This is a genomic window from Pseudomonas sp. MWU12-3088 (assembly GCF_023242405.1).
Classification (GTDB): Bacteria; Pseudomonadota; Gammaproteobacteria; order Pseudomonadales; family Pseudomonadaceae; genus Aquipseudomonas; species Aquipseudomonas kribbensis.
Genome location: NZ_JALJEA010000008.1, coordinates 283,420 through 305,130, shown reverse-complemented (window position 1 = coordinate 305,130; position 21,711 = coordinate 283,420). Strand labels below are relative to the sequence as shown.

23 protein-coding genes are annotated in these 21,711 nt (G+C 60.0%); 8 read left to right on the top strand and 15 right to left on the bottom strand.

Annotation, left to right across the window (positions count from 1 at the left end; translation table 11 throughout):
- Window positions 1-107: 107 nt before the first annotated feature.
- The 6 genes from msrQ to M5B98_RS20205 all read right to left on the bottom strand — a co-directional run bounded on the left by msrQ (window position 108) and on the right by M5B98_RS20205 (window position 6,097).
- Entirely contained in the window at window positions 108-731 is a 624-nt protein-coding gene (gene msrQ, locus M5B98_RS20230) for a protein-methionine-sulfoxide reductase heme-binding subunit MsrQ (RefSeq protein ID WP_248743754.1), read from the bottom strand.
- Window positions 731-1,744: a protein-methionine-sulfoxide reductase catalytic subunit MsrP gene (gene msrP, locus M5B98_RS20225; protein WP_248743753.1), complete on the bottom strand. Its 1,014-nt coding sequence runs from the start codon at window positions 1,742-1,744 to the stop codon at window positions 731-733. Before msrP ends, msrQ begins: the two co-directional genes overlap by 1 nt.
- A gap of 63 nt (window positions 1,745-1,807) precedes the next feature.
- A complete protein-coding gene (pssA, locus tag M5B98_RS20220) occupies window positions 1,808-2,665 on the bottom strand; it encodes a CDP-diacylglycerol--serine O-phosphatidyltransferase (RefSeq protein WP_085712132.1) in 858 nt (285 codons plus the stop codon).
- 148 nt (window positions 2,666-2,813) lie between these two features.
- On the bottom strand, window positions 2,814-3,830 hold the full coding sequence (gene ilvC / locus M5B98_RS20215; RefSeq protein ID WP_007959661.1) for a ketol-acid reductoisomerase: 1,017 nt from the start codon (window positions 3,828-3,830) through the stop codon (window positions 2,814-2,816).
- A gap of 48 nt (window positions 3,831-3,878) precedes the next feature.
- A complete protein-coding gene (ilvN, locus tag M5B98_RS20210; RefSeq protein WP_003205610.1) occupies window positions 3,879-4,370 on the bottom strand; it encodes an acetolactate synthase small subunit in 492 nt (163 codons plus the stop codon).
- 2 nt (window positions 4,371-4,372) lie between these two features.
- Window positions 4,373-6,097 carry an acetolactate synthase 3 large subunit gene (locus tag M5B98_RS20205; RefSeq protein WP_085712358.1) on the bottom strand — a complete coding sequence of 575 codons (1,725 nt, stop codon included), beginning with the start codon at window positions 6,095-6,097 and terminating at the stop codon, window positions 4,373-4,375.
- A gap of 400 nt (window positions 6,098-6,497) precedes the next feature.
- On the opposite strand from M5B98_RS20205, the gene M5B98_RS20200 reads away from it, so the two are divergent.
- A complete protein-coding gene (locus M5B98_RS20200; protein WP_248743752.1) occupies window positions 6,498-6,914 on the top strand; it encodes a DUF4124 domain-containing protein in 417 nt (138 codons plus the stop codon).
- A gap of 18 nt (window positions 6,915-6,932) precedes the next feature.
- Here M5B98_RS20200 and M5B98_RS20195 read toward each other — a convergent pair whose 3' ends face one another.
- Genes M5B98_RS20195 through mrcB form a run of 3 tightly spaced genes read right to left on the bottom strand, consistent with a single transcriptional unit; the run spans window position 6,933 to window position 10,361 of the window.
- Window positions 6,933-7,268: a YqcC family protein gene (locus M5B98_RS20195; protein ID WP_114885549.1), complete on the bottom strand. Its 336-nt coding sequence runs from the start codon at window positions 7,266-7,268 to the stop codon at window positions 6,933-6,935.
- Window positions 7,268-8,020, bottom strand: a complete 753-nt coding sequence (locus M5B98_RS20190) for a tetratricopeptide repeat protein (RefSeq protein WP_134828124.1) — start codon at window positions 8,018-8,020, stop codon at window positions 7,268-7,270. Before M5B98_RS20190 ends, M5B98_RS20195 begins: the two co-directional genes overlap by 1 nt.
- Before the next feature lie 16 nt (window positions 8,021-8,036).
- Entirely contained in the window at window positions 8,037-10,361 is a 2,325-nt protein-coding gene (mrcB, locus tag M5B98_RS20185; protein ID WP_248743751.1) for a penicillin-binding protein 1B, read from the bottom strand.
- Between the two features lie 117 nt (window positions 10,362-10,478).
- Between mrcB and M5B98_RS20180 the strand changes: the two genes are divergently transcribed.
- The 4 genes from M5B98_RS20180 (at window position 10,479) to M5B98_RS20165 (ending at window position 13,769) form a co-directional block, all read left to right on the top strand.
- Complete coding sequence (locus tag M5B98_RS20180; protein WP_248740418.1) at window positions 10,479-12,035, top strand: AAA family ATPase; 1,557 nt, start codon at window positions 10,479-10,481, stop codon at window positions 12,033-12,035.
- A gap of 91 nt (window positions 12,036-12,126) precedes the next feature.
- Window positions 12,127-12,471, top strand: coding sequence for a pentapeptide repeat-containing protein (locus M5B98_RS20175; RefSeq protein ID WP_085712138.1), 345 nt, complete (start codon window positions 12,127-12,129; stop codon window positions 12,469-12,471).
- Window positions 12,472-12,689: 218 nt separating this feature from the next.
- Window positions 12,690-12,962: a TfoX/Sxy family protein gene (locus M5B98_RS20170; protein WP_003228231.1), complete on the top strand. Its 273-nt coding sequence runs from the start codon at window positions 12,690-12,692 to the stop codon at window positions 12,960-12,962.
- Window positions 12,963-12,977: 15 nt separating this feature from the next.
- Entirely contained in the window at window positions 12,978-13,769 is a 792-nt protein-coding gene (locus tag M5B98_RS20165; protein ID WP_248743750.1) for a Crp/Fnr family transcriptional regulator, read from the top strand.
- Window positions 13,770-13,995: 226 nt separating this feature from the next.
- Here the strand turns inward: M5B98_RS20165 and M5B98_RS20160 are convergent, their stop codons facing one another.
- Genes M5B98_RS20160 through M5B98_RS20145 form a run of 4 tightly spaced genes read right to left on the bottom strand, consistent with a single transcriptional unit; the run spans window position 13,996 to window position 17,539 of the window.
- A complete protein-coding gene (locus M5B98_RS20160; RefSeq protein ID WP_248743749.1) occupies window positions 13,996-14,844 on the bottom strand; it encodes a ChaN family lipoprotein in 849 nt (282 codons plus the stop codon).
- 21 nt (window positions 14,845-14,865) lie between these two features.
- Window positions 14,866-15,633, bottom strand: coding sequence for a heme ABC transporter ATP-binding protein (locus M5B98_RS20155; RefSeq protein WP_248743748.1), 768 nt, complete (start codon window positions 15,631-15,633; stop codon window positions 14,866-14,868).
- Window positions 15,633-16,616 carry a FecCD family ABC transporter permease gene (locus M5B98_RS20150; RefSeq protein WP_170931651.1) on the bottom strand — a complete coding sequence of 328 codons (984 nt, stop codon included), beginning with the start codon at window positions 16,614-16,616 and terminating at the stop codon, window positions 15,633-15,635. Before M5B98_RS20150 ends, M5B98_RS20155 begins: the two co-directional genes overlap by 1 nt.
- Window positions 16,617-16,666: 50 nt before the next feature.
- The gene (locus M5B98_RS20145; protein ID WP_248743747.1) at window positions 16,667-17,539 is read right to left on the bottom strand and encodes a heme/hemin ABC transporter substrate-binding protein; all 873 of its coding nucleotides are present in this window, start codon (window positions 17,537-17,539) and stop codon (window positions 16,667-16,669) included.
- A gap of 163 nt (window positions 17,540-17,702) precedes the next feature.
- Between M5B98_RS20145 and M5B98_RS20140 the strand changes: the two genes are divergently transcribed.
- Complete coding sequence (locus tag M5B98_RS20140) at window positions 17,703-18,020, top strand: Rieske (2Fe-2S) protein (RefSeq protein ID WP_248743746.1); 318 nt, start codon at window positions 17,703-17,705, stop codon at window positions 18,018-18,020.
- On the opposite strand, the gene sfsA is transcribed toward M5B98_RS20140, so the two are convergent.
- Both sfsA and M5B98_RS20130 read right to left on the bottom strand, forming a co-directional pair.
- Window positions 18,017-18,730, bottom strand: coding sequence for a DNA/RNA nuclease SfsA (gene sfsA / locus M5B98_RS20135; protein ID WP_248743745.1), 714 nt, complete (start codon window positions 18,728-18,730; stop codon window positions 18,017-18,019). The two genes, M5B98_RS20140 and sfsA, sit on opposite strands and share 4 nt — an antisense overlap.
- Entirely contained in the window at window positions 18,730-19,902 is a 1,173-nt protein-coding gene (locus M5B98_RS20130) for a pyridoxal phosphate-dependent aminotransferase (protein ID WP_085712146.1), read from the bottom strand. The genes sfsA and M5B98_RS20130 overlap by 1 nt, the downstream gene beginning before the upstream one ends.
- Before the next feature lie 333 nt (window positions 19,903-20,235).
- Here M5B98_RS20130 and dksA point away from each other — a divergent pair, with 333 nt between their 5' ends.
- Complete coding sequence (gene dksA, locus M5B98_RS20125) at window positions 20,236-20,679, top strand: RNA polymerase-binding protein DksA (protein WP_085712147.1); 444 nt, start codon at window positions 20,236-20,238, stop codon at window positions 20,677-20,679.
- 83 nt (window positions 20,680-20,762) lie between these two features.
- Window positions 20,763-21,659, top strand: coding sequence for a tRNA glutamyl-Q(34) synthetase GluQRS (gene gluQRS, locus M5B98_RS20120; RefSeq protein ID WP_248743744.1), 897 nt, complete (start codon window positions 20,763-20,765; stop codon window positions 21,657-21,659).
- Window positions 21,660-21,711: the final 52 nt, after the last annotated feature.

Here is a 21,711-nt window from a genome sequence, read left to right as displayed (position 1 = left end):
AACCCGCTATCGAAACCTACATAACTCATTGAATCTCAAGGAGTTTTCCGTTTCGACTGCGCCGGAAGTGGGGCGAATTATAGAGACTCAGAATCTGCCGTCAACCCTTAATTTCGCTTTTCTTGCAAAACCTGCCTTTTACCCAGCAGACGCGGGATTCGGCGGGCTACAGGCGGAAGGCGCAGCACAAGAAGCAACCCACCTATAAAGGCATAAACCGCCCACTCCTTAAGATCGGCGCGCACAATCCACAACATATGCAGCAATCCCAACCCGAGAATCACATACGCCAACCGGTGCAACTTCTTCCAGCGCCCACCCAAACGACGCTGGCTATAACGATTGGACGTCACCGCCAATGTCAGCAACCCCAGAAACCCCAGCGTGCCGACAATAATGTACGGACGTTTGCGCAACTCCACGCCCAGTTGCGACCAGTCGAAACCCAGGATGAATGCCATATAGCTGCACAAATGCAAAACCACATACGCAAAACACCAAAGCCCCAACTGCCGGCGCACAGCGACCCACCCTGCCCACCCCGTCAGTTTCTGCAACGGCGTCATGCTCAGCGTGATCAACAGCAACACCAATGTCCCGAGCCCAAGACGATCCACTAAAACCTTCCCGGGATCCGGCCCAAGCAGATCCTCAAAGGCCTGATAGAACCACCACAACGGCCAGATAGCCGCCGCAATAAAAACGCTCACACGCCAGAACGGATATCGCATCAGTAGTTCTTCCGCAGATCGAGCCCTGTATATAAAGAAGCGACTTCGTCCGAGTAGCCGTTGAACATCTGCGTATCACGCACATTCGGCTTGAACAGACTATTGGGAAGGCGCCGTTCCCGAGCCTGGGTCCAGCGAGGGTGATCAACCGTCGGGTTCACATTCGCATAGAAACCGTATTCATCCGCCGCAATGCTTTGCCATGTCGTTTTTGGCTGTTCACTGACAAGACTGATCCGCACGATGGATTTGACACTCTTGAAGCCATACTTCCACGGCACCACCAGACGCAACGGCGCGCCGTTCTGATTTGGCAATTCGCGGCCGTACATGCCCACAGCCAGGATAGCCAACGGATTCATCGCCTCATCCAGACGCAAGCCTTCTACATAAGGCCAGTCGATCAGGGCAAATCCTGAACGCTGTCCCGGCATGCTCTTGGGATCCTGCAAGGTTTCAAAACGGATGTATTTGGCGTTGGACGTTGGCTCGACCTGCTTGAGCAGCGCCGAAATGGGAAAGCCGATCCAGGGAATCACCATCGACCACGCCTCGACACAACGCAGGCGATAGATGCGCTCCTCCAACTGGTAAGGTTTCATGAAGTCTTCCAGTGCATAACGCCCCGGCTTACCCACCTCCCCGTCCACCACCACACTCCACGGTTCGGTCTTCAGCGATCCGGCATTCGCCGCCGGATCACCCTTGTCGGTGCCGAACTCATAGAAGTTGTTGTAGTGGGTCGCGTCCTTATAGGGCGTGATCGCCTCATCCTTGACGTTCACGGCCCCCCATTTAATAGAAGGCTGCTTCTCGGAAAACCAGGCGGGCGCATGTCCGGGCTCGACATCGGCATAACGGGCGGCCTCTTCGGCACTGGCCCAACGCGGCAGACTGCTCACAGCCAGGCCGGCCGCAGCAGCACCGAGCAATTGTCGGCGAGTGAGATAAATGGATTCAGGCGTGACGTCCGACTCGTGGCAGTCGGAAGCTTTGGGGAATTTGATCAGCATGACAACTCCGCAGTTTTGGAGGACAGATGCACCCATAGACTGCGGAGTATGAGGGAAATTACATCACTCGACGTTTTTGTGGCGACGAAGATGCAACAGGTACTGCACCGGGCCCGAAGCCGCATAGGCGAGGAACACCAACAGCAGAATGCGCGGCGGATCACTGAACACCACGGCGAACACCAGCACCACCGCCAGAATCGCAACAAATGGCACGCGCCCCTTCAGATCCAGCTCCTTGAAACTGTTGTACTTGATATTGCTGACCATCAGCATGCCGGCGGCCGCCACCATCAGTGCAACCAGGAACGACATCTTCGAACCCTGGATCCCGTAATCGCTGAACGCCCAGACAATCCCAGCCACCACACCGGCAGCTGCCGGGCTGGCCAGGCCGATGAAGTAGCGCTTGTCGGCAGTGCCGACCTGAGTGTTGAAGCGCGCCAGACGCAACGCCGCACCCGCCACATAGATGAAGGCGACCATCCAGCCGACCTTGCCCATGTCACCCAGGGCCCAGCCGAATGCCAGCAATGCTGGCGCGACGCCAAAGGCAACCATGTCCGACAGCGAGTCGTACTCGGCACCGAATGCACTTTGCGTGTTGGTCATGCGTGCCACACGGCCGTCGAGACCATCGAGCACCATGGCGACGAAGATCGCGATGGCCGCGAAGGCGAAGTACTTGCTCGCATTCGCCGAATCCCCGGCGCTCAAGGCAGCCTGGGCACTCATCGAATTGATGATGGAATAGAACCCCGCGAACAGGTTCGCAGTGGTGAACAGATTCGGCAGCAGATAGATACCACGATGCCGGACTTTACGACCTTCTGCGTCATGCCCTTCTTCGACATGTTCATCGATGGGCAGCAGGCTTTCGGCGTCTGAAGCCTGGTTCGGCTCTTCGGGACGTTCGCTCATGGACATTACCTTGCAACGGATTGGACATTTTCGACAGGTGTCTGGGACGACGGTTCGGCCACAAACGATGCAGCTTTATACCAGAACCGCCCGCCCATACGAAAAAACGCGGCCGAGGCCGCGTTTTTTTCTTACAAGGGTCGAAGACTTAGTTTTTGGCTTTGTCGACGATCTTGTTGGCACCGATCCACGGCATCATGGAGCGCAGTTGCTCGCCGATGATTTCGATACCGTGAGCGGCGTTGTTACGACGCTTGGCGGTCATCGAAGGGTAGCCGGTTGCGCCTTCGCTGATGAACATTTTGGCGTATTCGCCGTCCTGAATACGTTTCAGGGCGTTGCGCATGGCCTGACGGGATTCGGCGTTGATCACTTCCGGACCCGTCACGTACTCGCCGTATTCAGCGTTGTTGGAGATCGAGTAGTTCATGTTCGCGATACCGCCTTCGTACATGAGGTCAACGATCAGTTTCAGTTCGTGCAGACACTCGAAGTAGGCCATTTCCGGCGCGTAGCCAGCTTCAACCAGGGTTTCGAAACCGGCTTTTACCAGTTCAACGGTACCGCCGCACAGAACGGCTTGCTCGCCGAACAGGTCGGTTTCGGTCTCGTCCTTGAAGGTGGTTTCGATGATGCCGGTACGACCGCCACCCACGCCGGCGGCGTAGGACAGTGCAACGTTCTTGGCGTTGCCCGAGGCGTCCTGGTAGATCGCGATCAGGTCAGGGATACCGCCGCCTTTCACGAATTCGGAACGTACGGTGTGGCCCGGGGCTTTCGGCGCGATCATGATCACGTCGAGGTCGGCACGCGGAACAACCTGGTTGTAGTGGATCGCGAAACCGTGGGAGAAGGCCAGAGTGGCGCCTTTCTTGATGTTCGGCTCGATTTCGTTCTTGTACAGCTGGGACTGGAACTCGTCCGGGGTCAGGATCATGACCAGGTCGGCGCCGGCAACAGCGGCAGCCACGTCGGTCACTTTCAGGCCGTGGGCTTCTGCCTTGGCAACGGTGGCCGAACCTTTACGCAGACCGACGGTAACGTCGACACCGGAATCTTTCAGGTTGCACGCTTGAGCGTGGCCCTGGGAGCCGTAACCGATGATGGCAACTTTCTTGCCCTGGATGATCGACAGGTCGCAGTCTTTATCGTAGAAAACTTTCATGAATTTCCCCTTTATATCCAGGCCGTTCAGGCCAATCGCTAATTTGGTTTAGATGCTGAGTACTTTGTCGCCGCGGGCAATACCGGTGACGCCACTACGGACGGTTTCCAGAATCGATGCGGTGCCGATGGACTGAATGAAGCTGTCGAGCTTGTCGCTGGTACCGGTCAGTTGAACGGTATACACGCTGGCGCTGACGTCGACGATCTGTCCACGGTAGATATCGGTGGTGCGTTTGATCTCGGCGCGCTGGGCGCCAGTGGCCTTGACCTTGACCAGCATCAGTTCGCGCTCGATGTGAGCACTTTCCGACAGGTCCACCAGCTTGACCACTTCGATCAGCTTGTTCAGGTTTTTGGTGATCTGCTCGATGATTTCATCGTGGCCGACAGTGGTCAGCGTCAGACGCGACAGGGTCGGGTCTTCGGTTGGCGCCACGGTCAGGCTTTCGATGTTGTAGTTGCGCTGCGAGAACAGGCCGACTACGCGAGACAAAGCACCGGGTTCGTTTTCCAGAAGCAAGGAAATAATGTGCCGCATGATTAGGTACGCTCCGTCTTGCTCAGCCACATATCGCGCATCGAGCCGTCTTTGATCTGCATCGGGTAGACGTGCTCGCTGGTGTCGACCGAAATATCGATCACGACCAGGCGATCCTTCAGGGCGAACGCTTCTTCCATCTTCGACTTCAAATCTTTCGATTCGGTGATGCGCACGCCGACGTGGCCATAGGCCTCGGCCAGCTTGACGAAATCAGGCAGCGACTCCATGTACGAATGCGAGTGACGGCTGCCGTAGCTCATGTCCTGCCACTGACGCACCATGCCCAGAACACCGTTGTTCAGGATGACGATTTTCACCGGCAAACCGTATTGCAAGCAGGTCGACAGCTCCTGAATGTTCATCTGGATGCTGCCTTCGCCGGTGACGCACGCAACGTCAGACTCGGGGAAGCTCAAGGCAATGCCCATCGCGGCCGGCAGACCGAAGCCCATCGTGCCCAGGCCACCGGAGTTGATCCAGCGGTTCGGCTTGTTGAACTTGTAGTACTGCGCAGCGAACATCTGGTGCTGGCCCACGTCGGAGGTCACAAAAGCGTCGCCCTTGGTCACTTCGCACAGGGTTTCGATAACGGTCTGTGGCTTGATCTTGCTGCCGTCGCCCTTGTCGTAAGGGAAAAGGCCGCGATCACCGCGCCACTCATCAACCTGCTTCCACCAGCTGGTGACCGCTTCCTTGTTCGGGGTTTCGCCGATTTCCTTGAGGATCGCGACCATTTCGGTCAGGACGCTCTCCACCGGGCCAACGATTGGCACGTCAGCCTTGATGGTCTTGGAAATCGAAGCCGGGTCGATGTCGATGTGAATGATCTTGGCGTTCGGGCAGAACTTCGGCGCACCGTTGATCACGCGATCGTCGAAACGCGCACCGACTGCCAGGATCACGTCGGCGTGGTGCATCGCCAGGTTGGCGGTGTAGCTGCCGTGCATGCCGAGCATGCCGATGAACTGACGGTCAGTGCCTGGGTAACCACCCAGGCCCATCAAGGTATTGGTGACCGGCAGGTTGAGCATTTGCGCCAGTTCGGTCAGCGGCGCGGAGCCGTTGCCCAGAATCACGCCACCGCCGGAGTACAGCACGGGACGCTTGGCCGCCAGGAGCATTTCTGCCGCCTTGCGGATTTGCCCGGAGTGACCGCGAACGGCCGGGCTGTAGGAACGCAGTTTGGCTTTCTTCGGGAAGATGTATTCGAACTTCTCGGCCGGGTTGGTCATGTCTTTCGGGATATCGACCACGACCGGGCCCGGACGACCGGACTGCGCCAGGTAGAAGGCTTTCTTCATGACTTCCGGGATTTCCGAAGCGTGCTTGATCATGAAGCTGTGCTTCACGATCGGCCGGGAGATACCGATCATGTCGGTTTCCTGGAACGCGTCGGTGCCGACCATGGTGCTTGGCACCTGACCGGAAATGATCACCATTGGAATCGAGTCCATGTAGGCCGTGGCAATACCGGTGATGGCGTTTGTGGCGCCTGGACCGGAAGTCACCAATACCACGCCGGCTTTACCGGTGGCACGGGCGTAGCCGTCAGCCATATGGGTAGCCGCTTGCTCGTGACGAACCAGGATGTGGGTCACTTCCGGTTCTTTGAACAGGGCATCGTAAACATGAAGGAGAGCACCACCCGGGTACCCGTAGATATATTTGACGCCTTCGTCACGCAAGAAGCGGACGAGCATCTCACCGCCAGATAAAAGCTCCACGTTGTTCACCTCTAAAACGCCAGAATACCGTCCACAAAAAGGCGAACGGGTCTTAATAGGTTTACTTCTCGGCAGAGCATGAGCGACGGTGGTCGCCGACTACGTCAGCACTGACTGAGCAAGTATTGGGATCGTCCCAAGTGTTGCGGGCCTTTCCCACCCAGCGCGAGGTAACGCGTTGCGGGTGTAACAGGTCGACGCGGATATGCGCCTCATGATCTGCCGAGAGGGTCTGCTTCTGGCAGTCCCTGTACAGCGGACTTTGGATTCTTCTGTTTCGCCCTCTCCAAGTCAAGCCGTCAATGTGCTTAATTGTGGGTAAGCACATGAGAACGCAAGAAAAAACCTGAAAAGCGCTACTCTGTTAGCGTCAATTGCGCAATTTTGCCAAGGAATCAGCATGCGAACGCTCCTCGTCATACTGCTGATCGGCCTCAGCCCCTGGTGCATGGCCGGTCAGATCTACAAATGGGTCGATGCCCAAGGTGTCACGCACTTCGATGCGCAGCCGCCGCAGGGGCAATCGGCGACCACCCTGCAAACGCCGCCCTCGCCTGCTCCGCGCCCGACTGCGATGCCCGGCAGCGGCGCGCTGGGCGATCAGAAAGCCATCGACGACAAGGTCAGGAAACAGGTCGCCGAGCAACAGGCTCAGCTCAAGACCTTCTGTGAACAGGCGCGCACGAACCTGGCGCAGCTGCAGAACAATCCGCGCCTGAGGGAAGAAACCGAGGGGGAGTTGCGTCGGCTGAGCGAGACGCAACGTCAGGAGCGTATCGCAGAGACGCAGAAACAGATTGCCGAAAACTGCCAGTGATCACTGGCAGCCGGCCGTTCAACGCGAAGCGGTTATCAGCAGGTCGAACTCTTTGAGCAATACCTGCAACTGCCGGTCCTTGCCCTGCAGATTGCGCTGGGCGAAGACCATTTCGGCCATTTCCTGAATGCCCGAAGCATTGGGCAATGGCAGGTTCTGTTCGAGGATCATCTTCATCCGCGGCAGGAAGATCCATTGCAGCCACTGCTCGAAATCGAGGGTGTCGACCGAAAACGGCTCGACACTGCTCAAGGCTTCGACCGAAGGCTGGACATCATCCCACCAGCCCTGGGCACGCAGTTCGCGCTCGATCAACAACAGTTGATCGGCGACTTTCGAAAAGCGAGCGTCCATCACAGCGAAACCTTGGCCTTCTGACGGGCCAGTGCGGCGCCGGCGGAATCACCTTGTTTCTCACGCGCCTGAGCGATCAGTTCCCACAGGCTGGCCTGCAAGTCCGGACGACCATTGGCCATGGTCAGCGCGCGGCGGGCGGTTTGCTCGGCTTGCGGGGCATCGCCCTGCGCCATGCGCACCTGTGCCAGGCGGTAAAGCACTTGCGGCTCACGCGGAGCTACGCGTTGGGCGCGCTCAAGGCTGGAGGACGCGCCGTTCAGGTCGCCGCCGGCCTGTTGTTGTTGCGCCGTACTCAGCAAGGCGAGCACCGGACCGTCCAGTTGCTCGTCGGCAGACAGACCACCGCCGCTGCTGGCCGAAGGGATGCCGCTCGGCGTCGAAGGCATGCTGTAGCTGCCGGAGCTGATCGGTGCCGATTCGACCGGCGAAGGGTTGTACGGCCCTGCGGTGATACCGCCGGACGCCGGGCCCGGCACGATCGGCGAGCTGCTGATCGGTGCAGAAGCCGCAGCGCCACCAGGAACCATGACCACTACACCGGTATCGCCTTGCGGGATGGCCTGCGATTGCGCCTGACCCTGCACAGGTCGTTTCACCGTCGTCTTGCGGAAGCCGCCGTTGGCCGAAAGACGCTCGCTGTTGGACACGGTAGTGCCGGAGTCCACAACCGGAATCGAACCACGCTGTACGGTGGAGCAGCCGCTGAGCAAAGCCACGGCGGTCACCGCTGGAATCAACCACTTGTTCACTTGAAACCCTCTTCGCTTAATTCATCCAGCCCTTGACCCAATCCATCACCGACTCGCTCGAGGCCGGGCTTTCGCCCGCGCAGGAGGCGCCGGGTGGCGGTTCGCTGCCGCGAATATACGGCATCTGCACAGCGCCCGGACAGTTGGCATCGGAGCCCTGGCCGGTACGCGAATCAACCCACGCCTGCACCACATTGTCCGGTTGCGGCATGTCCAGTGGCAGCGGGTCGGCCTTGCGCATGAAGCTGGTCCAGACCTGCAATGCACCGGTTGCACCGGTGAACGGCGTCTTGCCGTTATCGTCGCGTCCGAGCCAGACCACCGCCAGCAGATCCTGGCTGAAACCTGCGAACCAGCTATCGCGTGAATCGTTACTGGTACCGGTCTTGCCGGCCAGTGTCAGGGTCTTGGGCAATACGTTGTAAACCGAACTGCCGGTACCTTCGCGCATGACGCGCTGCATGGCGTTCTGGATCAGGTAGATCGAGGCCGGATCGAAACGTTGCTCGATCTGGAACGGATAACGCTTGAGCGGCTCGCCCTCGGCGGTCAGCACGCTACGAATACCGCGCATCGGTGTATTGAAGCCACCGTTGGCGAGGGTCTGGTACATCGTCGCCACTTCGATCGGCGTCATACCACCGGCCCCCAGCAGCATCGACGGGAACGCCGGGAACTCACGGGTCACACCCAGGCGCCCGATGGTCTTGAGGACATTCGGAACACCCACCGCCAGGCCGAGACGCGAGGTCGACAGGTTGTAGGAGTGCGCCAGCCCTTGATAGAGGAACACCGTACCGTGGGAGCGACGATCATAGTTCTGCGGTTTCCAGACCTGACCGTCCGCGCCCTTGATGGAAAGCGGATCATCCGACAGCCAACTGGTCAGCGTGTACTGGCTCGGTTTTTCCAGTGCGGTCAGATAAACCGCAGGCTTGACCAGAGAACCGATAGGCCGCACCGCATCCAGTGCCCGGTTGAACCCGGCATAACTGGCCTGACGGCTGCCGATCATCGCCTGGACTTCGCCGGTTTCCGGATTGGTCACGACCATCGCGGCTTCCACATCGTCGGCGCCCTTGCGGCCCGACAGACGCTTGAAGGTGTCATTCACCGAAGCTTCGGCTTTCATCTGCAGGATCGGGTCGAAACTGGTGAAGATCCGCAGACCTTCCTCGGTCAAGTCTTCGTCGCGGTAGTCTTCACGCAACTGGCGTTTGACCAGGTCGATGAAGCCCGGGAACGAGCTGTCGGCCAGCTTGCCACGCGAGGTCACGCCCAGCGGCATTTTCTTCGCGGCCTCGACCTGTTCGGCGGAAGCGACACCCTGCTGCTCAAGCACGTCGAGCACCAGGTTACGTCGTTCCAGCGCCCGCTCCGGGTTGCGACGCGGGTTGTAATAGGAAGGCCCTTTGACCATGCCGACCAGCAGCGCGACCTGATGCAGTTTCAGCTCGGACAATGGCTGGCCGAAGAAGAACTGGCTGGCCAGACCGAAACCGTGCACCGCACGCTGACCATCCTGACCGACGAAGACTTCGTTGAGGTAAGCCTCAAGAATTTCCTTCTTGTCGTAATGCAGCTCAAGCAGCATCGCCATCATCGCTTCGGTGAGCTTGCGGGTCAGGCTGCGTTCGTTGGTGAGGTAGAAGTTCTTGACCAGTTGCTGGGTCAGCGTACTGCCGCCCTGGGTCATCTTGCCGCCGGATGTGTTGACCCAGATCGCCCGGGCAATCGACTTCGGCGACACGCCCCAGTGACTGTAGTAATCCCGGTCTTCCACGGCGACCAGGGTTTCCAGCAGGTAAGGCGGCACCTGATCGAGCTTGATCAGAATCCGGTCTTCAAGGTTTTTCGGGTAGATCCCGCCGATCAGCAGCGGCTCCAGACGCACCACCGACAGCTTCGAACCGTTCGTCGCCGAGAGCTCGGCCACGTAGTCGCCAGAGAAGCGCACGCGCACTGGCTGCGGTTTCTCCAGGCCTTCGTAGAACTGGAAACCACGGGTGTTCAGATCGACGGTATTGCCGTTGACGGCTGCAGCGCCGGGGCCATTGCTCACGGCTTCGCGGCGATAACCCAGGGCATCGAGTTCGGTGAGGAAATCGTCCTTGCTCAACTTCTGTCCGACGAACAGCTCGAGCGGCCGCGCGTATACCTTGGCCGGGATGGTCCAGCGCTTGCCGGAGAACTTCTCCTGCACCACGGCATCGAGGTAAACGGCGAAGCCGGCCAGCACCACAAGGCCGACCAGACTGAGTTTCAGGGCCCAGCCCAACCATGGGCGCAGGCCCCGGGAAGGTGGTTTTTTAGGAGTGCGGGGGGATCGAGTACGAGTCATGGCGGCGGATTATACGCACTTTATTCATACTCAACAGGAGCGCTCCGAGGTTTGCGTCGGGCTGGCGAGCGGCCATAATGGCGGCCTCGAATTTCCCCAGTCTCTGAAGGATCGCCTGTGAGCCAGTCCCTGATCGCCGCCCTGCAAAACCCTGCCCTGTTTGCGCACCCTGTCGAAGGGTTTCAGGTCATCGAAACCCATATCTCGTGGGTCCTGCTCACCGGCCCTTACGCTTATAAAGTGAAGAAGCCGGTGAACTTCGGCTTTCTCGACTTCACCAGCCTCGAATCCCGCGAACACTTCTGTGGCGAAGAGCTGCGCCTCAACCAGCGTCTGACCGAAGATTTGTATCTGGAAGTGATTCCGGTCACCGGCACTGTCGAAGCCCCGCAACTGGGTGGCGAAGGCCCGGCTATCGAATACGTGCTGAAAATGCGCCAGTTCCCGCAGACCGGCCTGCTGAGTACCCTGCAGGCCAACGGCGAGCTGACCACTACGCACATCGACGAAATGGCCGAGCAGATTGCCCGTTTCCACCTCAGCGCGCCGAAGGTTCCGGCCGAGCACGATGCCGGCACTCCGGAAAGCGTGATGGCGCCGGTTCGCCAGAATTTCGAGCAGATCCTGCCGTTCCTCAGCGACAAAGCCGACCTGCTGCAACTGGATGCCCTGCAAGCCTGGGCCGAAAGCAGCTTCGAACGTTTGAAGCCCCTGTTCGCCCAGCGCAAGGCCGAAGGCTTCACCCGCGAATGCCACGGTGACATTCACCTGGGCAACGCCACGCTGATCGATGGCAAAGTGGTGATCTTCGACTGCATCGAATTCAACGAGCCGTTCCGCTTCACCGACGTCTGGGCCGACACCGGCTTCCTGGCGATGGACCTGGAAGACCGTGGCCTGAAATCCCTGGCCCGTCGCTTCATCAGCCAGTACCTGGAGCTGACCGGTGACTATCAGGGCCTGGAAGTGTTGAACTTCTACAAGGCTTACCGTGCACTGGTGCGTGCGAAAGTTGCGCTGTTCAGCATGCCTGCCGACGCGACGCCGGTGCAGCGCGCCACCACCCTGCGCCAGTACCGCAACTACGCGAACCTGGCGGAAAGCTACAGCACCATTCCTTCGCGTTTCATGGCGATCACCCACGGCGTATCCGCGGTAGGCAAAAGCCATGTGGCCATGCGTCTGGTCGAGGCGCTGGGCGCGATTCGCCTGCGTTCCGATGTCGAGCGCAAACGTCTGTTCGGCGAACAAACCGTCGCCAATGATGTTCAGGCCGGTATTTACAGCGCCGACGCCAGCACCGCGACCTATGCTCGCCTGCATGAAATCGCCGAAGTGATCCTGCATGCCGGCTTCCCGGTGGTGATCGATGCCACTTACCTCAAGCGCGAACAACGTGACAGTGCAGCCAAGGTTGCCGAGGCCACCGGCACGCCATTCCTGATCCTCGACTGCAACGCGCCACAAGCCGTGATCGAGAGCTGGCTGGCGATTCGTCAGGCAGACAAGAAGGATCCGTCCGACGCCACATTGGCCGTGATCGAAGCCCAGCAGGCCAATCGTGAAGCCCTGACCCCGGATGAAATCCTGCGCAGCAAACGCGTGCAGACCAACGAATCCGGCACCCTGGATACCGTCGTGGCACAAATCCGCCAGCGCCTGCCAGGTCTGTAAGAAACTATTTCGGCCGTGAAGCCCTCGCTCGCTTCACGGCCGTCAAATAGTGGCACTATACTGGCGTCATAAAACCAACAGGTGATCTGACATGAGCCAGCCGAAACTTCTCGACACCCCGCTTTATGCCTTGCTGCACAAAGACGACATAACCGGTTTCAACAAAGAACGTCCGAAAGACGGCCCGATCGACATGGTCGGCGGTGATTTTCGCGGCCTCGACTTGCGCGAATTGAACGCCGATGGCGTGGATTTCCGGGACGCCTACTTCCGTTCCGCTGATCTGCGCGGCATCGACTTTCGCAACGCCTCCCTGGAGGGCGCCAGCCTGGCCCACGCGCAGATTTCCGGTGCTTACTTCCCGCCGGAGCTGAGTGCAGACGAAATTCTGATGTCGATGAATTTCGGTACCCGCCTGCGCTATCGCACCCGCTAAGCCTGCGAAAGGCTAACCCGTCCAGCGCCCCCGCTTTGCGCTGGACTGTGTGCTATTCGTGCTTTTTCGCGCCCTCCCCATCCTGATCCTTCGTGAAAACCTGACCTTTCTTAGAAGCTTTTGCGTCGAATCCGACCAAACAACCACGCTTTTCCTACTGATGGCTACACTCCTGAGATGATCGCCCACGCACCATTCGGCCGTCGCAAGGAGGCTTGATGAATGATGAACTGCAACACCTGAAGAATCTTGGCAAGACGTCGGCGCAATGGCTGCATGCCGTGGGCATCCACAGCGCCTCGGATCTGCGTCGCCTGGGCGCCGTGGATGCCTATCGGGCCGTGCGCACGCGCGGGTTCCGGGCGTCGAAGGTGTTGCTGTATGCGATCGAAGGGGCGTTGATGGATGTGCACTGGAACGACATTCCCGCCGAACGCAAGGACGCTCTGAACAAACAGCTTGAAGCCATTTCCTCTCGCCACAAGAACTGACGGGCACCCACCTTCATGTATCTGCTCGGGGAACAATCGGCGCCGGCCGAATCAATGATCAACCGTTTGCAGAACCTGCCCGGTCAATTTCTGCGGGACCTTGCACCGTGTGGGCCCGTGCTGGAGCTGGAAGCCACGGATGATCTGATGGCACGGTTGCCGGGCGATCAACTGTTTCTACTGATGGACGGCGTCATCAATGGCCGCTTGGGAGGCCGAGCGCTGTTCTATTGGCAAGAAGGTGATCTGGTTGGCCTGCAGCAAGGTCCTGACTGGGTGGATTGCATTCTTTGCTCCGACGGCCCATTGAGTTTGCTGCCCTTCCGTCAACGCGATTTGTTCCAGCATGTGTATTCAGAACCCGCGCGCTCGGAGCAGTTTCTGCACTATCTGTTGGGCCAGATGGCGCTGTTGGCCCATGCGGTTGGCGAGCTGAAGCCACGGGAGTTTCGCAGCACCAATGGCTTTAAACGGGTCGAGGCCGGAGAAGTGTTGATCCGCGAAGGCGATCCCGCCGATCACGTGTTCGTGATAATCGAAGGACATGCACAAGCGTTCGTCGACGGGCACAAGGTCGGCGAAGTGCCCAGGGACGAGATTTTCGGCGCCATGGCGATATTCACCGGTGAACCCCGCAACGCAACCGTCGTTACCTGCGAGCCGAGCACCGTGATGCTGATTCCCGGCGATCAGTTTCTGAGCATGACCCGCAGCAATCCGAAAATCGCCCACAGCCTGATCGAAAGCATGGCGCGGCGCATCGACCAGCTCAACAAGCAGCTCACGGCAATTGACCGTCCAAGTTGAAGCCCTGTGTTTTCAGGGCTTTTCAGCCATCCCCCAAACAAAACCGAAGAAATGGAAAAACACACGTTGACTTGTTAATGAGAATCGCTATGATTATCACAACTGATCGCGAGATCAGTCGATATTCTGAAAAGCCCTTGGTTCGGACTCTCAGATTATCTCCTCATCAGGCTAATCACGGTTATTTGACCCGGTTTTTCCGGGTCTTTTTTTGCCCGCGAGAAAGTCATTGGCCGAACTGTTTGCGCATCTCGGCACAGTAATCCGGTTTCGGCGTGGCCGGTGTGAACCAGACATAATCGGCCATGGCCGCCGTGACCTCACTGCCCTGCTCCGCTAGCATCAGCACCACCGGTGCTTCGGGCGCGCCCAGATCCGCCACATGCAGCGGCACACCCACATCCTTGCGCGCATGGAACGCACCCGCGAACAACAACGCCGGCGCAGGCGCCGCCAACAATCTTGTCGCCATCCGCCGATCCCGTTGCTGCTGCACCGCCAGCATCGCCGGCATTTGCGATTGAGGCAGCAAGCCACAATGCGAATCACTGATCTGTCCGGCCAGCTCGTTTTTCACCGACTCGGCGTTACTGCGTTCCCCTTGCAGAACCGGAGGCTGGCGATAGAACGCACGAATTTCACTGTTATCGAGATTGGCCGCCAGCAGCGGATACGGTTGCGTGAAAGCAAACCGGACAATCGGCCCGTAGAGATTCCAGTCCCAACCGTCCTGCCACGCCAGCTCGACCGGAAGATCAGCGGGAGGCTTTGGCGCACGCCGCACACCATCAACCCGCGATTGTTGATCGGGGGTCAGCATTTCCAGCAAGAGGCTACCCTGTGGGCGCTTTTCGCCCAGACTCTGCAGCAGCCACAATTGCACGGCATGGTGATCGGCATTGTCGTGCTGCTCACCGACGATCACCCGCGCCGGCTCGGCCAGACGCGTCAGCAATTCTTGCGGGGTAATCAGTGTTCCGCTACGCAGGTCGCGAATCTCGCCAGTGACCGGTGGCGGAGCGACATGCTGGCAACCGCCGAGCAACAACACCGCAAACAGCAAAATCCTACGCATGCTTTCACCTCGATGATGAAATCAGCGGGCGATGATCAGCGGATGCCCGCGCTCCGGGTGTGGCTGCACCAACACCTCCAGTCCGAATACAGCCTTGAGCGACTCCGGACGCAGCACCTGCTGCGGCGTGTCCAGCGCCACCGGACGCCCGCCCTCAAGCAGCAAGATGCGATCACAATAGCGCGCCGCCAGGTTCAGATCATGCAGGATCACCATCACGGCAGCGCCGCGGTCGGCAAACTCGCGTACCGCTTGCAGCGTGGTGTGTTGATGCAGCGGATCGAGCATCGAAGTCGGCTCGTCCAGCAACAAGGTCTGCCCGACCTGCCCCGGCCACAACTGCGCCAGCACGCGGGCCAGATGCACCCGCTGGCGCTCGCCACCGGACAACGCCAGATAACTGCGCCCGCTCAGGTGCCCGGCATCAGCGGCCGCCAATGCGTCGGCAACAATCTCGTCATCGCGCACGACGCCGGTCTGATAAGGCAAACGCCCCATCCCGACCACCTCTTCGACGCGAAAGGCGAAATCCAGCGTCGATACCTGCGGCAATACCGCCAGCCGCTGCGCACGCTGGGTGCCACTCCAATGGCCAAGGTTTTCACCGTCGAGAAGAACACTGCCTTCGCTGGCGCTCAGTTCACCGCACATCGCCCCGAGCAACGTGCTCTTGCCGGCACCGTTGGGACCGAGCACGCCGAGCACTTCACCCGGTTCCAATTGCAGACTGACGTCCGCCAGTACCGTGTTGCGGCCACGACAGATGTGCAGATTGTGCGCACGCAACATCAGGCACGTCCTCGCAACAACAGATAAAGGAAGAACGGCGCGCCGATGAATGCGGTGACGATACCGATTGGCAATTCCGCCGGTGCCAGCGCCAGCCGTGCCACCAGATCCGCCAGCAACAGCAGACTGGCCCCAGCCAGCACGGAAGCCGGCAACAACACCCGATGATCCGGCCCGGCGAGCAAACGCACCAGATGCGGCACTACCAGCCCGACAAAGCCGATCATCCCCGCCGCCGCCACCGCGGCACCGACGCCCAGCGCCGTGCAGAACACCAGCTCACGCTTGAGCCGCTCGACATCGATCCCCAGATGCCCGGCTTCCGATTCCCCGAGCAACAACGCATTCAAAGCCTTCGCCCGACGCGGAAGCCACAACGCGACGCCGGCGCTGATGATCAGCAGCGGCCACAACCGCGCATAACTCGCACCGTTGAGGCTGCCGAGGTTCCAGAAAGTCAGGGTTCGCAGGGTGGCGTCATCCGCCAGATAGGTAAACAGTCCCACTGCCGAACTGGCCAGCGCAGTCAGGGCGATACCCGCCAGCAACATGGTCGCGACATTGGTCTGCCCGTTGCGACGACCAAGACGATAGACCAGCGCCGTCACCCCGAGACCGCCGAGAAACGCACACACAGACAGCAGATACGGCCCGAACCATTCCGGCAAACCGCCGAAGAACGAACCGCCGACAATCGCCACCGCCGCGCCTAAAGCAGCGCCACTGGAGACGCCAACCAACCCGGGATCGGCCAGCGGATTGCGAAACAGGCCCTGCATCGCCACGCCGGACAACGCCAGCACACCGCCGACCGCCAACCCGAGCAGTGTCCGAGGCAGGCGGATCTGCCCGAGAATCAGCTCAGCCTGCTCCAGCCCGTCCGGCGCCAGCGGCACGCCGATCATGCGCAATGCCGCGCGCAAGGTATCGAACAGCGGCAGGCTGACCGGCCCCAGCGCCAGCGACAACCAGATCGCCAACAGACATAGCAGAATCAGGCCGATGAACAAGCCACGGGGTTTGACCAGTGTGGTCATTGGCCGCTCTGGGTCGGATAGAAACCGTCAGACAGGGTTTTCAACGCAGCAGGCAAACGCGGCCCGAGACCGCCGACCAGCAGTGTCGGGTCCAGCTCCAGTACCCGTCCGGACTTGGCCGCACGACTGGAATTGAGGATCGGATTTTCCTTGAACAGTGCCGCTTTCGCCGCCTCACCGGTCAGTGCGCGGTCAGCAAACACCAGCACTTCCGGGTCGAGCCCGGCCAGGGACTCCACGGAAAACGGCTTGTAACCGGTGTGAGTGGCCAGATTGTGTCCGCCCGCCTGTTGCAGCATCCAGTCGGCAGCGGTGTCCTTGCCGGCAATCAATGGTTTGCCGCCGGCATGTCCGAGCAGCAACAGCACACCCGGTGCTTTCTGTTTCGACTGCACAGCCACCACGCGCGCCTTCTGTGCATCGAGTTGCTGTTGATAACTTTGCAACAACTGAGTCGCCTGAGTTTCGGCACCCAGCAACCGGCCCAGCTGGGTGACGTTTTTCTCCAGCGTCGGCAAATCCGGCTGAGCGGAGAACAGCTCCACCTGCACCTTGGCACTACGAACCTGCGAAATCACCGGTGGTGGGCCCATTTCCTCGGTGCCGATCAGGATGTCCGGGCGCAGGCTGAGGATGCCTTCAGCCGACAGGCTGCGCTGGTAACCAATACTCGGCAGCGACTTGAGGGACTCTGGATGCTGACTGGTAGTGTCCACGCCCACCAGTTTCGCCTCGCCGCCCAACGCACTCACCCATTCCGACAACGCACCGCCGGCGCTGACCCAACGTTGCGGCAATTGGGCCGCTGCAGCCTGGTGGCTGACAAAAAGCCCGACACACAGAACGGCAACGCGGGTACTCAGGCGCATAGACAGCTTCCTTTATAGGATTTTCCCGGGCATCGGGGCGGCAGGCCAAGTATCCTCGGCAGCGGCCACCGCGCGGCGGACGAAGGCGGCCATTTGATAATTGTTTGCATTTAAACGTCAAGCTCGGACATATCCGGACACGAGCTGACACTTGAGGATAGCCATGAAGTTTCTGTGCACGGGCGCCGATTTGCTCGAAGCCACCAGCCGCGGGTTCGAGATCGACGGCAAAAAACTGTTCGCCGTGCGCCGGGCCGGCAAGGCGTACGTCTATCTCAACCGCTGCCCGCACCGGGGCATCGGGCTGGAATGGCAACCCGACCAGTTTCTCGACCCGAGCAACAGTCTGATTCAGTGCGCCACTCACGGCGCACTGTTTTTGATCGAGGACGGTGAATGCGTGACTGGCCCTTGCTCCGGACAATCGCTGACAGCCATCGATTGCCGAGAAGATGCCCAAGGGCTATGGGTCGACGTTTAGCCGTCGAGCAACACATCCAGTCGGCGATCGATCAACATTTCCTCATGACTTAACCGCACACCATAAGCCAATACCTCGACCCCGGACGCCACCGCCTCACGCAAGGCAGCGGCGTAGGCAGCGTCGATTTCCAGGGCCGGGCGTACTGCTTCGATACCCGTCAGATTCACGCAGTACAACTGCACCGCCCGAACCCCGTCCCGCGCCAAATGCGCCAACTCACGCAAATGCTTGGCGCCCCGCTCGGTCAGCGCATCGGGAAAGGCCGCCACCGCCGTACCGTCAAAGCCCAGCGTGACGCTCTTCACTTCCACGTACGCTGGCCCTGACGGGTATTCGAGGCGAAAGTCGATGCGACTTTTTTCCTCTCCGTAGGCCACTTCGCGTTTCAGCGCGGTAAACCCGTTCAACTCACTGATGACACCGGCTTGCAAGGCTTCTTCGACCAGCGCATTGGCGCGCCCGGTGTTCACGCAGAACAACCGCCCCTGCGGGGTTTCGCCGATTTCCCAGGTGCCGGGCAGCTTGCGCTTGGGGTCATTGGAGCGACTGAACCAGACCTGCCCGCCCTCGACCTGACAATTGAGCATCGAGCCGGTGTTCGGGCAGTGAATCGTCAGCAGTTCGCCTCCAACGGTTTCGATGTCAGCGAGAAAGCGCTTGTAACGGCGGATCAACCGGCCTTCTTCAAGAGGAGGATGAAAGCGCATCAGCCTTGCCAGCTCTTCAAGCCGCGACCAATGCGCTCCACTGCTTCCTGTAGACGAGGGAGGTTTTGCGTGTAGGCAAACCGCACATGGTGACTGGCCTGATAACGACCGAAATCCAGACCCGGGGTAAACGCTACGTGCTCGGTTTCGAGGAAATGCCGGCAGAACGCGAAGGCATCACCGCCGAACTGGCTGATATCGGCATACAAGTAGAACGCGCCTTCCGGCTCTACGGCGATATTGAAACCCAGCTCCCGCAGTGCCGGCAGCAGGAAATCGCGGCGACGGCCGAATTCGGCGCGGCGCTCTTCGAGGATCGCGATGGTATCCGGCTCGAAACAGGCCAGCGCCGCATGCTGGGCCATGCTCGGCGCGCTGATGTAGAGGTTCTGCGCGAGTTTTTCCAGCTCGCTGACCGCCGCATCCGGCGCCACCAGCCAGCCGAGACGCCAACCGGTCATGCCGAAATATTTGGAGAAACTGTTGAGGACAAACGCGCTGTCGTCGACTTCCAGCACGCTGGCGGCATCGGTGCCGTAAGTCAGACCATGGTAGATCTCGTCTACCACCAGATGGCCGTGCCGCGCCTTGATGGCTGTGGATAACCCCGCCAGCTCATCGCGGGTCAGAATCGTGCCGGTCGGGTTGGCCGGTGAAGCGACCAGTGCGCCGACACTGTCGTGATCCCAGTGGCGCTCCACCAGATCAGGCGTCAGTTGATAGCGAACGTCCGGCCCGACAGGAACGAGCTGCGCCGCGCCCTCGACCAGTCGCAGAAAGTGCCGGTTGCACGGATAACCGGGGTCGGCCAGCAGCCAGTGCTTGCCCGGGTCCACCAGCAACGCACTGGCCAGCAGCAGCGCCCCGGAGCCGCCCGGCGTGATCAGAATACGCCGCGGATCGATATTCAGACCATAACGGGTCTGATAAAAGCCGGAAATCGCTTCGCGCAGCTCAGGAATGCCCCGGGCGGCGGTGTAACGGGTTTTCCCCGCCGTCAGCGCAGCCTGGCCGGCACGGATGATCGGTTCGGCGGTCGTGAAGTCCGGTTCGCCGATTTCCAGGTGGATCACGTCATGGCCGGCGGCCTGCAATTCATTGGCCCGCGCCAGCAACGCCATCACATGGAACGGTTCGATCGCACGACTGCGCGCACTGTAGGGCTGAGCCATTGGCCTTCCTTCAACGAGTGAAAAGAAACGATTCTACCCATCTGCCGGAACGAGCGAGAACCCGCAGCGGTCACAGCCTCAAGAACGCTGGACTGTAACAAGGCAAACGTACGCTCCAGGATTGACTAAAATCAGTGATTGTCAGGTCTCCAGCACCACCAGACATGGCTTGGCAAACATTTGCAGGCACCACCGGCCGCGGGCTCGACATCCGGGAGTAGCGCGGGCCGAATTGATCTGGTAAGTTCGCCCGCTTGCAGCCGCAGGGCCGGCAGGTGTCGGTGATGGAGCAATCCTGCGCAATGGATTACAAGAGTAGAGGCGGTCCATTTCATGCCCACCCAAGCAAAGCAACAGCAGCAACAGGCGATCAGCGGTTTCGAACCTTACGTTCCGGCCGAAGGCGAAGAGTACATGGGCAAGCCCATGCGCGCGCACTTCACCAAGATCCTGACCAAGTGGAAACTGGACTTGATGCAGGAAGTCGACCGCACTGTTGATCACATGAAAGACGAAGCAGCCAACTTCCCTGATCCGGCCGACCGTGCCAGCCAGGAAGAAGAATTCGCCCTTGAGCTGCGTGCCCGCGACCGCGAGCGCAAACTGATCAAGAAGATCGACAAGACGCTGCAGTTGATCGAAGACGAAGAGTACGGCTGGTGTGATTCCTGCGGCATCGAGATCGGCGTCAAGCGCCTCGAGGCCCGCCCGACCGCCGACATGTGCGTCGACTGCAAGAACCTTGCGGAAATCAAGGAAAAGCAGGTCGGCAAGTAATCCCGACCTGAACGAGAAACGGAGCGTGCGAACGCTCCGTTTTTGTTTCTGCCGTTTTTTACTCTTCAAGTAACATCGCCCTCATGACTGCCAACACCTCCCCCGCCTACATCGGCCGCTTCGCCCCGACTCCCAGTGGACACCTGCACTTCGGCTCACTGGTAGCGGCGCTCGCTTCTTACCTGGATGCCCGTTCGGTGAACGGTCGCTGGCTGGTGCGCATGGAAGATCTCGATCCGCCCCGGGAAGAGCCGGGGGCGCAAGCCGCGATTCTCAAGGCTCTGGAAAGCTATGGCTTCGAATGGGATGGCGAAATGATCCGCCAGAGTGACCGGCATGAGGCCTACGCGCAAGTGCTCGACAGTCTGTTCAATCACGGTCTGGCCTACGCCTGCACCTGCTCGCGCAAACAACTGGAGCCGTATCACGGCATTTATCCGGGGCTGTGCCGCAATGCCGGCCATGGCCAGGAAGACGCCGCAATCCGCCTGCGTGTGCCGGAGCTGGAATATCACTTCATCGACCGGGTGCAGGGCGAGTACCGCCAGCACCTGGGCCGCGACGTGGGTGATTTCGTGATCCGCCGCCGCGACGGCCTCTACGCCTATCAACTGGCGGTGGTGCTGGACGATGCGTGGCAGGGCATCACCGACATCGTGCGCGGCGCCGATTTGCTCGACTCGACGCCGCGCCAACTCTACCTGCAAGAACTGCTGGGCCTGCGCCAGCCGCGTTATCTGCACCTGCCGCTGATTACCCAGCCGGACGGCAACAAGCTCGGCAAGTCCTACCGCTCGCCACCGCTGGAGGCCGATCAGGCCACGCCATTGTTGCTGAGAGCCTTGCGTGCGTTGGGGCAAGAGCCGGGACTTGAGCTGGCCCACGCCTCGCCGCAGGAGTTGCTGAAATGGGGCAGTGCCCACTGGGATGCGACGAAGATCCCGCGCACACTGACCCTGCCCGAAGCGCAACTGCTGTGACGACACTTGCAGTGGCACGCCCATCCGTTACCATCGCCGCACGTTTTCGGGC